Below are 12,198 nucleotides of genomic sequence, written 5' to 3'. Positions count from 1 at the left end.
TCGCGTCCGGGCCGGGGTGTTGGTGGTGGTCACACCGTCACCTCGCTGCGGGCGGCGGCGCGCTCGTAGACGGCGAGCGTCTCGCGCGCGATCCGCGTCCAGGAGTAGCGGGACCTGGCCCGGTCGGAGCCGGCGAAGCCCATCGCCGCCCGGCCGGTCGGGTCGGCCAGCAGGTCCCGGATCCGGCGCGCCGTCTCCACCGGCCGCCGGGGCGCCACCAGGACGCCGGTGACCGCGTCCACGATGCTGTCGAGGTGCCCGCCGACGGCCGTGGCGACCACCGGGACGCCGCAGGCCATGGCCTCCAGCGGCACCATCCCGAACGGCTCGTACCACGGCAGCGTCACCACCAGGTCGGCCGAGCGCAGCAGCGCCGGGACGTCCGCGCGGCCGACCCGGCCGAGGAACTCCACCCGGCCCGCGACCCCCGCCTTGCGGGCGACCTCCCGCAGCCGGGCCACCTCCGGGTCGGCGTCCAGCCCGGCGCGCGGCGGGCCGCCGGCGACCAGCAGCTCGGCGCCCGGGATCTGCGCCAGCGCCTCGATCGCGGTGTCCACGCCCTTGCGCTCGACCAGCCGGGACAGCACCACCAGCCGGGCGGGCTCGGCGGCGGGCCCGCCGAAGCCGGACGGCGCCGCCGCGTCGGCCGGCGCGGCCGGCCGCCCGGGACTGAACCGGTCGAGGTCCACCCCGCACGGCACCACCCCGATCCGCTCTCGGGGCACGCCCATCCGCAGCAGCTCCCTGGTCTCGTCGGAGCAGGTGGCGATGACGCCGCCGGCGGTGCGGCCGATCGCCGACTCCAGCCGGATCCGCGCCTCCGGGCTGGTGTCCCTGCCGCCCTGGTGGCGGCGCTTCACCGTGCCGAGCGCGTGGTACGTCTGCACGACCGGGACCGCCCCCGCGCCCGAACGCTGCAGCGCCTCGGCCGCCTGCAAGGACGCCAGGCCGCTCATCCAGAAGTGCGCGTGCACGACGTCGGGCGGCGCGGCGGCCCAGCGGCCCTCCAGGTAGCGCGCGAAGTCGGGCATCAGCGGCAGCAGGTCGTCCTTGGGCACGGACTCGGCCGGCCCCGCGGGGACGTGCTCGACGGTCACGCCGGGCGCCAGTCTCAGCCGGTCCGGCAGGCCGGGCGCGTCCCGCCTGGTGTAGACGGTGACGTGATGGCCCTGGCGGCCCATCTCGGTCGCGAGGTCGGCCACGAAGACGTTCTGCCCGCCTCCGTCGGCACCGCCGAGTCCTTCCCGTGTGGCGAGCGGGCTCGCGTGCTCGGAGACCATGGCTATCTTCATCGGGTCACCTCCGTGAGGATGTGCCGCCAGTCCCGCAGGAAGCGGGGCAGCCCGTACCGGTCCACGGCGTGGGCGCGCGCCTCCTTCCCCATCTGGCGTGCGCGCGGTCCGTCCGCCGCGAGGGAGCGCGCCGCCTCGGCCAGGGTGGCGACCCTGGTGGACAGCACGCCGGCCTCGGGCGGGACGGCTTCGACGGCCTCGGTGGTCGCCAGCGCCACCACCGGGAGGCCGAGCATCATCGCCTCGATCAGCGCGAGGCCGAGCGAGGTCCAGCGGTACGGGTGCACGTAGACCCGGCACCGGGCCAGTTCCTCGTGCATCCGCGCCTGGGGGAGGTCCTCGTAGGTCCGGAGGCGTTCCGGGGCGATGCCGAGCCGGCGGGGGACGTCCGAGACGTTCATCCCGAACAGGTCCAGCGGCACGGCCTCGGCGAGCGCCGGGAGCAGGTCGGTGCCGGCGACCCGGCCGCGGCGCAGCGGGTCGTTGACGACGACGGCGGCGCGCGGCCGGTCGCCCGCGAACCGGTGGCCGGGGTCCACGACGCCGTGCTCGATGACCGTGGTGGGTGCGCGGCCGCAGTTCCAGAACAGCTCGTTGAAGTGGGTGACGTGGACGACGGGGATGTCGGAGCGGTTGTAGAGGAAGTGCCGGCTGTCGGGGACGACCTCCTCGGGCAGGCTGGCGTCGGCGGGCGTGCGGCGCGGGGTGTCGTGCTCGACGTAGACGGCCGGGACGTCGCGGCCGGGGCGGCGGCCCAGCCAGCGCTCGCACAGCCCGATCTCGCGCGGGCGCTGCAGGACGACGGCGTCCACGTGCTCGTCCCGCAGCAGGTCGTACGGCACCTCGACGGCGCGGTCGGGCCAGTGGAAGGTGTCCGGGCGGCCCCTGCCGTCCGGCCCCCGGTCCGGGGTGAGTGGTACCAGGGTGGTCTGCGGCCCGTGGACGAACGACGTCGCCCACGACCCGTGCACGTGCCAGAGCAGGACCCTCATCGGCCGATCAGCTCCTCGACGGCCGCGACGACCCGGGCCGCGGGCACCGCGGCGAGGCAGGGGTGGCCGGGGACCGGGCACTCGCGCGCCCGGGTGTCCTTGCAGGGGGCGTCCTGGTCGCCGAGGAGGATCGTGCGGACCCCGTACGGCGCCCAGCGCGCGGCCGGGACGGTCGGCGCGAACAGCGACACGACCGGCGTGCCCACGGCGGCGGCCAGGTGGGCGGGGCCGGTGTTGCCGGCGACGACGGCGCGGGCCTCGGCCAGCACGCCCGCCAGCTCGGCCAGCGAGGTGCGTCCGCCGAGGTCGAGCCCGTCGTCGCCCGCGACGTACGCGGTGAGCTCCTTCTCGTCGCGGTGGCCGGTGACGACGACGCGGTGCCCGGCGGCGGCCAGCAGCCGTACCGCCTCGGCGCAGCGCTCGGGCGGCCAGGCGCGCGCCGGCACGGACGTCCCGGGGTGGACGACGACGTGCCCGGGGCCGCCGGTGAACGGCCACGCCTCGGGCAGCCCGCCGCGGACCCGCAGCCGCGTGTCGGCGGGGGCGGGGAAGCCGGCGTCGGCGGCCAGCGCCAGCATCCGCTCGGTCTCCGGGACGTCGCCGTCGGGCCGGTGCCGCAGGTCCAGCAGCGACCCCGGGTAGTCCTCGCTGATCCCGCCGATCCAGGGCACGCCGGCCAGCCGGAACTGGAGCGCCAGCGGCAGCGGCGACTGGTGGAACGAGGTGAAGATCAGCGCCCGGTCGAAGCGGCCGTCGCGGACGGTCCGCACCAGGTCGCCGAGCGCGGCGGCGTCGACCGGCCCGGGTTCGGGGTCGATCCAGGGCGCGCACCACTCCACGACGCGGTCGACGCCCGGCAGCAGGTCGGCGGCGGCCCGGCCGCGCGGCCCGCACAGCAGGACGACCTCGTCGGCGCGTGCGGCCACGGCCCGGATCGCGGGCCCGGCGAGCAGGACGTCGCCGAGGTTGTCGAGGCGTGCGACCAGTGCTCTCATCGGCCGTGCTCCTCCCCGAGTACGAGGTCTACGGCGCTGCGGAGGTCGGGCGCGACCTCGCGGGCCCGCGCGATCTCCTCCAGCCGGGTCCGGGCGGTCGGGACGAGGATGCCGCGGGCCCCCGCGGCCGCCGCGGCCTCCACGTCCCGGCCGATGTCGCCGATGACCACGCAGTCGGACGGGTGCGCGCCGAGCCGTTCGGCGGCGCGCTCGACCAGGCCGGGGCGCGGCTTGCGGCAGGAGCAGCCGGCGGCGTGGTCGTGCGGGCAGATCTCCCACACGTCGATGCGGCCGAGCAGCTCCTCGACGCGGGCGTTGACGCGCAGGACGTCCCGCGCGGTGATGTAGCCCTTGCCGACGCCGGACTGGTTGGACACGACGCCGATGCGCACGCCGTGGCGGCGCAGCCGTTCGAGCGCGTCCGCGGCGCCCGGCATCGGCTCGACGTGGGCGGGGTCGCCGTTGTACGGGACGTCGTGGATGAGCGTGTCGTCCCGGTCGAACAGCACGACCCGGCGCCGCGGCCAGGGCGCGGCCTTGCGGTGCCGGATCAGCCCCCGCACGCGGTGCCGGACGGCGGCGGGCGGGATCGCGACGCTGGTGACCAGCATCCGGGCGATCTCGCCGGGCGAGCGCGGACCCGGCCGGATGCGTGCGGCGGCGAACTCGGCGGTCATCCCGACCCACACCAGCCCAGCGGCGGCGGCGATCCCCGCGAGCCCCGGAGAACGCCCCCATGCCCGACGCCCAAAGGACGCGGCGGTCCCGGCAGGGCCGGGAGCGTGTGTCCGGGCCCAGCGGCCGAGGGATGCGGCGGTTCCGGCAGGGGCGGGAGTGTGTGTCCGGGCCCGGAGGCCGAGGGAGGCGGCGATCCCAGCTCGCTCGGTGAGTGGGGTAGGGCGGGCGGTGCGGGTGGTGAGGAGGGCGAGGGCGGCGAGTGCGGTCGTGCCGGCGGTGGTGGTGAGGAGGTGGCGGCGGAAGCGGCCGCGGCCCTCGCCCGCGCGGGCCCGCCAGTCCCGGCCGTGCACGCGCTTCATCAGGACGTCGTCGGCGTTGCCCGCCTGGGCCCGTACCGAGGCCCAGAAGCCGGCGGGCCGCACCGGGTGCGTGACCCGGCGGGTACCGCGGACGAGCCGGTGGCCGGCGTCCATGGCCCGCAGCGCGAGGTCGGCGTCCTCCCGGTACGCGCGGCCGTAGCGCTCGTCGAAGCCCCCGCATTCGGCGAGCACGGCGCGCCGGTAGGCCATGTCGGCGGTGATCCAGGACGCCCGTTCCAGCCCGGCGGTGTTGCGCTCCCAGTCGGTGGGGCGCCGCCCGGCGGGCAGCGGCACGGTCAGCCGGCCCTGGCTGCCGCCGGCGCCGGCCGGCACCGCGGCCAGGTCGGCGGCCAGTTCGGCCGCCCAGCCCTGCGCGATGACGACGTCGTCGTCCAGGAACACGACCCACTCGGTGGTGGCGGCGCGCCAGCCCGCGTTGCGCGCGGCGGCCGGGCCGCGCCCGCCGGACCGCAGCACCTCCACCCGCTCGTCGACCTCGGGCGGCAGCGGCAGCGGGGCGCCCGGCTCCGGCCGGTCGTCCACCACGATGATCGCGCGCGGGCCGTCCGCGCCGGCGGCGGCGGCGAGCGAGTTCAGCAGCGTCCGCAGGAGCGTGCGGAGGCTCGGCCGCCCGATCGTCGGGACGACGACGCTGTACGAGAGGGACGAGAGCGCTGCCATCAGGCGGGGGCCCCCTTCTCGTACAGGGCGGACCGCCGCACCACGTACGGGCCGATGGCCAGCAGGTCCACCGGCGCGGACCCGAAGCACTCCAGCGCGTCGCGCGGGTCGTCGACCATCGGCCGGCCCGCGGTGTTGAGGCTGGTGTTCACCACGACCGGCAGCCCGGTGCGGGTGTGGAACGCCTCCAGCAGGTCCGCCACCAGCGGCTCGTCCTCGCGCGCCACGGTCTGGACGCGGGCGGTGCCGTCCACGTGCACGACGGCCGGGATGCGGTCCCGCCATTCCGGCTTCACCCGGTGGACGAACAGCATGTACGGGCTCGGGATCGGCCCCTCGAAGATGTCGGCGGCGCGGTGCAGCGCGACCATCGGCGCGATCGGCCGGAACTGCTCGCGGCCCTTGACGGCGTTGAGCCGGTCGAGGTTGCCGGCGCTGCCCGGGTGGGCGAGCAGGGAGCGGTGGCCCAGCGCGCGCGGGCCGTACTCGCTGCGGCCCTGGAACCAGGCGACGATCTCGTCGCGGGCCAGCGCGTCGGCGACCGTCCCGGCGAGGTCGGCGGGCCGCTCGTACGGGACGTGCGCCTCCTCCAAGCGGGCGGCCAGCTCCCCGTCGCTCCATTCCCGGCCGAGCGCGGCGCCGGGCATCGGCGCGATCCGCTCGCCGGCGTCCCAGGCCAGGTGCAGCGCGGCGCCGAGCGCGGTGCCCGCGTCGCCGGCGGCGGGCTGCACCCAGATGTCGGTGTACGGGCTCTCGGCCGCCAGCCGGGAGTTGGCGACGCAGTTGAGCGCCACCCCGCCGGCCAGCGTCAGCCGGTCCGCGCCGCTGCGGCCGTGCGTCCAGGCCGCGAGCTCCAGGAGGACCTCCTCCAGCCGCGCCTGCACGCTGGCGGCCAGGTCGGCGTGGTCGTCGGTCCAGCGGTCCTCGCCCGAACGCGCCTTGGCCAGCGCGCCCCAGTCGATCCGCCCGATCGAGAACCCGCCGTCGCCGGTGGCGCGCACGTGCTCGCGCAGCTCGTCCAGGAAGCGCGGCTCGCCGTACGAGGCGAGCGCCATGACCTTGTACTCGTCGCTGGAGCGCAGGAAGCCCAGGTGCTCGGTCAGCTCCTCGTACATGAGGCCGAGCGAGTGCGGCAGCCGCTGCGACGCGAACGTGGTGAACCCGCCGCCTTCGTAGGTGCCGGCCAGATGGGAGTGCGCCTCGCCGCGCCCGTCCAGGACCAGCACGTCGCCCCGGCCGGGGTCCGGCGCGGCCAGCGCGGCGGACGCGGCGTGCGCCAGGTGGTGCGGGACGTACCGGACGATGCCGGGGTCCAGCCCGGGCAGCGCGGTCGCCAGGAAGTACGGGGCCCGGGTGGCGTAGCGGGTGCGCAGCTCCTCCCAGCCCGCGTCGTGGCCCTCGATGCCGGGCTCGGCGAGCATCGGGTCGTAGGAGTAGGCGACGGCGTCCAGGTCGCCGGGTTCGAGCCCGGCCTCCGCCAGGCACCATCGCGCGGCGTGCTCGGGCAGTTCCCAGGCCGAGAACGGGACCGGGCGCTTGCCGTGCTTGCGCCGGCTGAACCGCTCCTCCTCGGCGGCCGCCACGACCGTCCCGTCCACCACCAGCGCGGCGGCGGGGTCATGGAAGATGGCATTTATTCCGAGAATGCGCATTTCGGTGACTCCGATCCGACGGGTTCACCCGGCGACGCCCGAATTATCCGGAGAACACGCGCGTTCAACGTGGCTCGTGAAGGCGTGCCGATCGGCGCGGGCGAGGCGCACCCGGGCAGCACGGCCGATGTCCATGCCGAAACGGCACCGGCGCGTGCGGGCGAGTTGAGATTTCAGGAGTGAAGTCGCTGGCCTCGCGAAATCACCTATAGGTCATTCACCTCTGGATCTCACCGAGGAGAAGCGGGACAAACGGAAGAGTCGGAAGAAGTGCTGTGATGAAAGTCACACCAGCATCAGGGGTGCGCGCGCCCCCCCGGGAGCACGGCGTGACCAGGCGACATGTACCGCCCCAACACGGGTAGGTGCGCGGTCATGCACTGCACGGTCGTCGTCATCACCCGCGACCGGCGCGCCTCGCTGCTGCGGACCCTGTCCCGGCTGGCCGCGCTGCCGGAGCGGCCACCGGTCATCGTCGTCGACAACGCCTCCGGCGACGGCACGGCGGAGGCCGTCGCCGCCGAGCACCCGGAGGCCACGCTGATCCGCGCGGACCGCAACCTGGGCGCGGTGGGCCGCAACCTGGCCGTCGACCACGTGCGGACGCCGTACGTGGCGTTCTGCGACGACGACACCTGGTGGGCGCCGGGCTCGCTCGCCCGCGCCGCCGCCCTGCTGGACGCCCGCCCCCGCCTCGCCGCCGTCACCGGCCGCATCCTCGTCGAGCCCGGCGGCCGCGAGGACCCGATAGTCCCCGAGCTGCGGGACTCGCCCGTACCGGGGCCGGAATGGCTGCCAGGGCCCGCGCTCGGCTCGTTCCTCGCGGGCGCCTCGGCGCTGCGCGCGGACGCGTTCCGGGAGGCCGGCGGATTCTCGTCCCGGCTCTGGCTCGGCGGCGAGGAGGAGCTGCTCGCCGCGGACCTGATGACGCTCGGCTACCACCTCTGCTACGCCGCCGACGTCGTCGTGCACCACGAGCCGTCCGGCGTCCGCGACCCGCACCTGCGGCGCCGCGACGGCATCCGCAACACCCTGTGGACCACCTGGCTGCGGCGGCCGCTGCCCGCCGCGGCGCGCCGTACCGGGGGGCTGCTGAACGGCGTGCCCCGCGACCGGCACACCGCCGCCGCGCTGGCCCGCGCCGCCGCCGGGATCCCCTGGGTGCTCCGCGAGCGCCACCGGGTGCCCGCGCACGTCGAGGCGCGGCTGCGCACCCTGGACGCCCCCCAGCGGCGGTCGCGCGCCCGCCGCTACGTCAGCTAGCCCGCCGCGGATGTCCTGCCGCAGACCGGAGACCGCCATGTCCGATGTCACGATCGTGGTCGCGACCCGCGACCGGGCCGCCGAACTGCGCCGCAGCCTGAGCAGGCACACCGCCCCGGTGATCGTGGTCGACAACGCCTCCGCCGACGGCACCGCCGAGGTCGCCGAGGAGGCCGGGGCGCGGGTGGTCCGGCTGCCCCGCAACGAGGGCGCCGCCGCCCGCAACACCGGCGTCCGGCTCGCCCGGACCCGGTACGTCGCGTTCGCCGACGACGACTCCTGGTGGGCGCCCGGATCGCTGGAGCACGCGGCCGCCGTCATGGACGCCCACCCCCGGACGGCGCTGGTCGCCGCCCGCGTCCTGGTCGGCGAGCGCGAGCGCCTGGAACCGGTGTCGGAGCTGATGGCCAGGTCGCCGCTCGGCCACCCCGGCGACCTGCCCGGACGCGCCATCCTCGGCTTCCTGGCCTGCTCCGCCGTCGTCCGCCGGGACGCGTTCCTCGCCGTCGGCGGCTTCTCCGAGACGCTGCACTTCGGCGGCGAGGAGGAGCTGCTCGCGCTGGACCTGGCCGCGGCCGGCTGGGGCCTGGCCTACCTGCCCGAGATCATCGTCCACCACCACCCGTCGCCGCACCGCCCCGACCCCGGCGCGCGGCGGCGCCGCGAGACCCGCAACCGGCTGCTGACGGCGTGGCTGCGCCGCCCGATCCCGGTCTTCGTCCGGACCGCGCTGACCGCCCTCACCAGCCGGGACGGCCGCGGCGGGCTGGCCGACGCCGCCCGCGCCTGGCCGCGGGTCGCGGACGCGCGCCGCCCCGTGCCGCCCGAGGTCGAGCGCGCCCGCAGCGCGCTGGAGACGTACTGAACGGTCAGTGGTGCCAGGGCAGCCGGACGGGCTCGTCCGGAACGTCCCCCTTGAGCAGGTCCGCAAGCAGCGGCGCCAGCTCCAGGGGGAAGACCGGGTCGCCGGTCGCCGCCAGCTCGTCCACCGTCCACCACCGGTGCCCGAGCATGTGCTCGCGCTCGAACGCCTCCTGCCCGCCGGTGTCGACCTCGTGCGCCCGCGTCCGGTACAGGAAGAAGTCGTCGCGGAACCTGCCGCGCGCCCAGCCCAGGTCGGCGTACCCCGAGGTCGTCGCGACCGGCGCGCCGAGCTCGCCCGGCGCGACCGCCAGCCCGGTCTCCTCGCGCAGCTCGCGCGCCGCGGCCTCGGCGAGACCCTCGCGGGCGCCGACCCCGCCGCCGGGCGTGATCCAGCAGTGCCCGGGCGCCTCCCGGTGCCGGAACCGGAACAGCAGCAGCCGGTCCGAGGCGTCCACCAGCAGGATCCGCGCCGAGCGCCGGCGGTAGCCGTCGCTCCGCGCCCGCCTCACCTGCCGAGCTCGGCTTCGAGCTTCTCCAGCTGCGCCTCGTAGATCCGCTGGAGCCCGCGCGGCGCGAACGTCCGCTCGAAGAACCCGCCGACGCCGCCGGCGCCGTTCCACGTCGTGGTCACCCGTACCCGCGCGCCCTGCCCGGCGGGGGAGACCGTCCAGGTCGTGACCATGGAGGAGTTGGCGTCCCGCTCCACCAGCGTGTTCGCGTCCGGAACGGTCACCGACACCAGGCAGTCGCGGACCCGCTTGCTGGTCGCGGCCAGCTTCCAGTGGACCGTGGTCCCCTCGCCCTGCCCGCCCTCGCGCACCTCGTACTCGCTGAAGTGCTCGGTCAGCACCCGCGACCGGGTGCCGCTGTAGTCCCCGAGCGCCGCGACCACCCGCTCGGGGCTCGCGCCGACGGTCTTCTCCGCGCTTGCCGTGACCTCACCCATCCCCCCATCCTCGCGCACCCGCGGTGGTGATCACGCCTCGACGATGCCGATCCGCTCGCCCGGGACGAGGATCACGTCCCGCGAGCCGTAGCGCGGCAGCGGCGCCGGATCGCGCAGCTCGGCGTCGCCGATCACGTGCAGCCGGTCCGCGCCGATCGCGCGCACCTCGTACCCCGCCGCGCGCAGCTCCCGGATGACCTCCCGGAGCCGGTGCGCCTCCCGCAGCACCTCCACGACGATCACCGGCCGCTCCTCCAGCAGCCAGTCCCGCACCGACTCCAGGACGTTGGCCTCGTACCCCTCGATGTCGAGCTTGACCAGGTCGACCTTCTCCACCAGCGCGCTCATCGGCACGGTCGGGACGGTCACCGACGCGGTGGCGGGGCGGCCGGAGATGCCCTCGGTGCCGGTGGCGAGGTACGCCCCGGTGGGCGCGGCGTAGCGCTCCTGGTCGGGCAGCGCCAGCTCCATCGCCGCCGGCGCCCCCTCGCCGACGACGGCGGCCTGGACGACGGTGACGTGCTCCAGCCCGTTCAGCTCCACGTTCCGGCTGGTGATCGCCGCGGACTCGGGGTTGGCCTCGACGGTGGTGTACGGCGTTCCCGGCGCGGCCAGCGCGCCCTGGACGGTGTAGTAGCCGATGTTCGCGCCGATCTCCAGGATCCGGGTGGAGCGGGCGCAGAGCGTCCGCCACCAGTGGGTCTCGGCGCCCTCGTAGCCGTGCTCGCCGTACCAGAAGAGGAGCTGCGCGAGCCGCGACCGGGACGCGTCGAGCCGTACCCCCGAGCCGCCGGGAAGCTCGAATTCGGTCAGCGGGGAGAGCGGCCGGTGCCGCAGGACCCCGGCGAGCGCGCGCCAGAAAAGGCGGCCCGAGGCCGCGTTCCGGTCGCGGACGGCGATGACGAGCCTTAAGGGAACCGCCGTGAGCGAACGCGAAAGCGCGATGCGCGCACGGAGCCGTAACCGAACGGAAAGAGATAGTGACATATCGCCCCTCGCAGACAATTTTGACGCGAGATCGTCACAGCTTTTCACTCGTGCGGCAAGTCGTTTGGATTGGTCGCGCGCCGCATGTCAACGGCGCACGCGAAATTGTGAGCGCATGACAATTTGGAACGCTCCCGTTGGGACTCGGAGGACGGCGGTATCGCCTCCGGGGCGATCTGGACGAGAGGCATGTTCCGCGCGGCGGCGTACGGGTAATGCCGGTGCATGCTTCGATGGGGGGTGCGGTTTCCGGCCGCCCGGCTGGTGGCCGGGGCCGTTCTGGCGGGAGCCGCGTGCAACGGGTGCGCCGCGGCCGAGGACGGCGGCGTGCGGTCGGCGGTCGCCTCGCTGTACGGGGCCGTGCGCGACGGCGACGGCCGGGCCGCCTGCGAGCGGCTCGTACCGCGGGCGGCGCGCTCGCTGGAGTCGGGCGGGTCGGACTGCGCACAGGAGATCCTCGGGCTGGGCCTGCGCGGCGGGCCCGTCCACGACGTGGAGGTCTGGTCGGACCGGGCCCGCGCCGGCGCGGGCTCCGACACCGTGTTCCTCACCCGGTGGGGGGACGGCTGGCGCGTGAGCGCCGCCGGCTGCCGGGCGCAGGGGGACCGCCCGTACGACTGCGAGGTGTCGGCGTAGACCGGCGGTGGGCGCGAAGGGAGGAGGGCGGATGAAGGTGGTCTTCACCGCGATCCTGGTGATCCTTTTCGGCGGGCTGGCCTACTTCGCCGCCATCGGGCTGCTGCACCGCTGACGCGGGAAGGGACGGGATGCGACGCTTTCTGCGGGACAACGGGCTGACGCTGTTCTTCCTCGGGGCGCTCCTGCTGGCCCTCATCGGCCAGGCGTTCTCGGGCCTGGCCGACTACAACGACGAGCAGGTCGCCGAGGGCGCGCCGGAGGCCGGGCTCGGCGACTACCTCACCGGCTCGTCGTTCGCCGTGGACGTGACCGAGAACTGGCAGTCGGAGTACCTGCAGTTCTTCCTCTACATCTTCATCACCGTGTGGCTGATCCAGCGCGGCTCGACCGAGTCCAAGACCGCGGAGCAGGCGGGGACGGAGTCCGACCGGGACCAGCGCGCGGGGGAGCACGCCGACCCGTCGTCGCCCGCCTGGGCGCGCGCCGGCGGGCTGCGCGGGGCGCTGTTCTCGCGCTCGCTCGGCCTGGTGATGGGCCTGGTCTTCGCGCTGTCGTGGCTGGTGCAGTCGGTGACGGGGCTGGTCTCGTACAACTCCCAGCAGCTCGCGCAGTACGAGGACACCGTGTCGTGGGGCGGCTACCTGGCCTCGCCCGACTTCTGGAACCGGACGCTGCAGAACTGGCAGTCGGAGTTCCTGGCGGTGGCGTCGATGGCGGCGCTGTCCATCTACCTGCGGCAACGGGGGTCGCCGGAGTCCAAGCCGGTCGGGGCGCCGCACGAGGCCACCGGACTCGAAGGCTGATCCAGGCCACCGGACTCGGCGGTATGGATCGCGCGGAGGCATTAAGG

General features: G+C 75.5%; 12 protein-coding genes. 4 read left to right on the top strand and 8 right to left on the bottom strand.

The genetic code is table 11. The features are described from left to right. Nucleotides 1-29 precede the first annotated feature (29 nt). The 5 genes from AB0881_RS08675 to AB0881_RS08655 are packed head-to-tail and all read right to left on the bottom strand — an operon-like array spanning nucleotide 30 to nucleotide 6,649. The gene (locus AB0881_RS08675) at nucleotides 30-1,292 is read right to left on the bottom strand and encodes a glycosyltransferase (RefSeq protein WP_366615438.1); all 1,263 of its coding nucleotides are present in this window, start codon (nucleotides 1,290-1,292) and stop codon (nucleotides 30-32) included. Next, nucleotides 1,289-2,284, bottom strand: a complete 996-nt coding sequence (locus AB0881_RS08670) for a glycosyltransferase (protein ID WP_366615436.1) — start codon at nucleotides 2,282-2,284, stop codon at nucleotides 1,289-1,291. The genes AB0881_RS08675 and AB0881_RS08670 overlap by 4 nt, the downstream gene beginning before the upstream one ends. Further along, nucleotides 2,281-3,279 (bottom strand): glycosyltransferase family 9 protein, encoded by a 999-nt coding sequence (locus tag AB0881_RS08665; protein ID WP_366615435.1) that lies wholly within the window; start codon nucleotides 3,277-3,279, stop codon nucleotides 2,281-2,283. Before AB0881_RS08665 ends, AB0881_RS08670 begins: the two co-directional genes overlap by 4 nt. Further along, on the bottom strand, nucleotides 3,276-4,997 hold the full coding sequence (locus AB0881_RS08660) for an HAD-IIIA family hydrolase (protein WP_366615433.1): 1,722 nt from the start codon (nucleotides 4,995-4,997) through the stop codon (nucleotides 3,276-3,278). The genes AB0881_RS08665 and AB0881_RS08660 overlap by 4 nt, the downstream gene beginning before the upstream one ends. Then, nucleotides 4,997-6,649 carry a carbamoyltransferase C-terminal domain-containing protein gene (locus AB0881_RS08655; protein WP_366615432.1) on the bottom strand — a complete coding sequence of 551 codons (1,653 nt, stop codon included), beginning with the start codon at nucleotides 6,647-6,649 and terminating at the stop codon, nucleotides 4,997-4,999. Before AB0881_RS08655 ends, AB0881_RS08660 begins: the two co-directional genes overlap by 1 nt. A gap of 375 nt (nucleotides 6,650-7,024) precedes the next feature. Between AB0881_RS08655 and AB0881_RS08650 the strand changes: the two genes are divergently transcribed. Both AB0881_RS08650 and AB0881_RS08645 read left to right on the top strand, forming a co-directional pair. Then, on the top strand, nucleotides 7,025-7,912 hold the full coding sequence (locus AB0881_RS08650; RefSeq protein ID WP_366615431.1) for a glycosyltransferase: 888 nt from the start codon (nucleotides 7,025-7,027) through the stop codon (nucleotides 7,910-7,912). Between the two features lie 37 nt (nucleotides 7,913-7,949). Further along, entirely contained in the window at nucleotides 7,950-8,777 is an 828-nt protein-coding gene (locus tag AB0881_RS08645; protein ID WP_366615430.1) for a glycosyltransferase family 2 protein, read from the top strand. 4 nt (nucleotides 8,778-8,781) lie between these two features. On the opposite strand, the gene AB0881_RS08640 is transcribed toward AB0881_RS08645, so the two are convergent. The 3 genes from AB0881_RS08640 to AB0881_RS08630 are packed head-to-tail and all read right to left on the bottom strand — an operon-like array spanning nucleotide 8,782 to nucleotide 10,709. Continuing rightward, complete coding sequence (locus tag AB0881_RS08640; RefSeq protein WP_366615429.1) at nucleotides 8,782-9,285, bottom strand: NUDIX domain-containing protein; 504 nt, start codon at nucleotides 9,283-9,285, stop codon at nucleotides 8,782-8,784. Beyond that, on the bottom strand, nucleotides 9,282-9,722 hold the full coding sequence (locus tag AB0881_RS08635) for an SRPBCC family protein (RefSeq protein ID WP_366615427.1): 441 nt from the start codon (nucleotides 9,720-9,722) through the stop codon (nucleotides 9,282-9,284). Before AB0881_RS08635 ends, AB0881_RS08640 begins: the two co-directional genes overlap by 4 nt. A 30-nt stretch (nucleotides 9,723-9,752) precedes the next feature. Continuing rightward, nucleotides 9,753-10,709: an FkbM family methyltransferase gene (locus AB0881_RS08630; RefSeq protein ID WP_366615426.1), complete on the bottom strand. Its 957-nt coding sequence runs from the start codon at nucleotides 10,707-10,709 to the stop codon at nucleotides 9,753-9,755. 240 nt (nucleotides 10,710-10,949) lie between these two features. On the opposite strand from AB0881_RS08630, the gene AB0881_RS08625 reads away from it, so the two are divergent. Together AB0881_RS08625 and AB0881_RS08620 are read left to right on the top strand one after the other, a co-directional pair. Next, nucleotides 10,950-11,345, top strand: a complete 396-nt coding sequence (locus AB0881_RS08625; RefSeq protein WP_366615424.1) for a hypothetical protein — start codon at nucleotides 10,950-10,952, stop codon at nucleotides 11,343-11,345. 131 nt (nucleotides 11,346-11,476) lie between these two features. Then, nucleotides 11,477-12,151, top strand: coding sequence for a DUF6766 family protein (locus AB0881_RS08620; RefSeq protein ID WP_366615423.1), 675 nt, complete (start codon nucleotides 11,477-11,479; stop codon nucleotides 12,149-12,151). The last annotated feature ends 47 nt before the right edge of the window (nucleotides 12,152-12,198 follow it).

This window comes from Spirillospora sp. NPDC029432, assembly GCF_040703975.1.
In the GTDB taxonomy this organism is placed as follows: Bacteria; Actinomycetota; Actinomycetes; order Streptosporangiales; family Streptosporangiaceae; genus Spirillospora.
This window is presented reverse-complemented; position numbering and strand designations above follow the sequence as displayed.

Coding starts and splice junctions, on each gene's coding strand:
- AB0881_RS08665 (WP_366615435.1), bottom strand. CDS start 3,279: ATGAGAGCACTGGTCGCACGCCTCGACAACCTCGGCGACGTCCTGCTC.
- AB0881_RS08635 (WP_366615427.1), bottom strand. CDS start 9,722: ATGGGTGAGGTCACGGCAAGCGCGGAGAAGACCGTCGGCGCGAGCCCC.
- AB0881_RS08645 (WP_366615430.1), top strand. CDS start 7,950: ATGTCCGATGTCACGATCGTGGTCGCGACCCGCGACCGGGCCGCCGAA.
- AB0881_RS08650 (WP_366615431.1), top strand. CDS start 7,025: ATGCACTGCACGGTCGTCGTCATCACCCGCGACCGGCGCGCCTCGCTG.
- AB0881_RS08660 (WP_366615433.1), bottom strand. CDS start 4,997: ATGGCAGCGCTCTCGTCCCTCTCGTACAGCGTCGTCGTCCCGACGATC.
- AB0881_RS08655 (WP_366615432.1), bottom strand. CDS start 6,649: ATGCGCATTCTCGGAATAAATGCCATCTTCCATGACCCCGCCGCCGCG.
- AB0881_RS08630 (WP_366615426.1), bottom strand. CDS start 10,709: ATGTCACTATCTCTTTCCGTTCGGTTACGGCTCCGTGCGCGCATCGCG.
- AB0881_RS08670 (WP_366615436.1), bottom strand. CDS start 2,284: ATGAGGGTCCTGCTCTGGCACGTGCACGGGTCGTGGGCGACGTCGTTC.
- AB0881_RS08675 (WP_366615438.1), bottom strand. CDS start 1,292: ATGAAGATAGCCATGGTCTCCGAGCACGCGAGCCCGCTCGCCACACGG.
- AB0881_RS08620 (WP_366615423.1), top strand. CDS start 11,477: ATGCGACGCTTTCTGCGGGACAACGGGCTGACGCTGTTCTTCCTCGGG.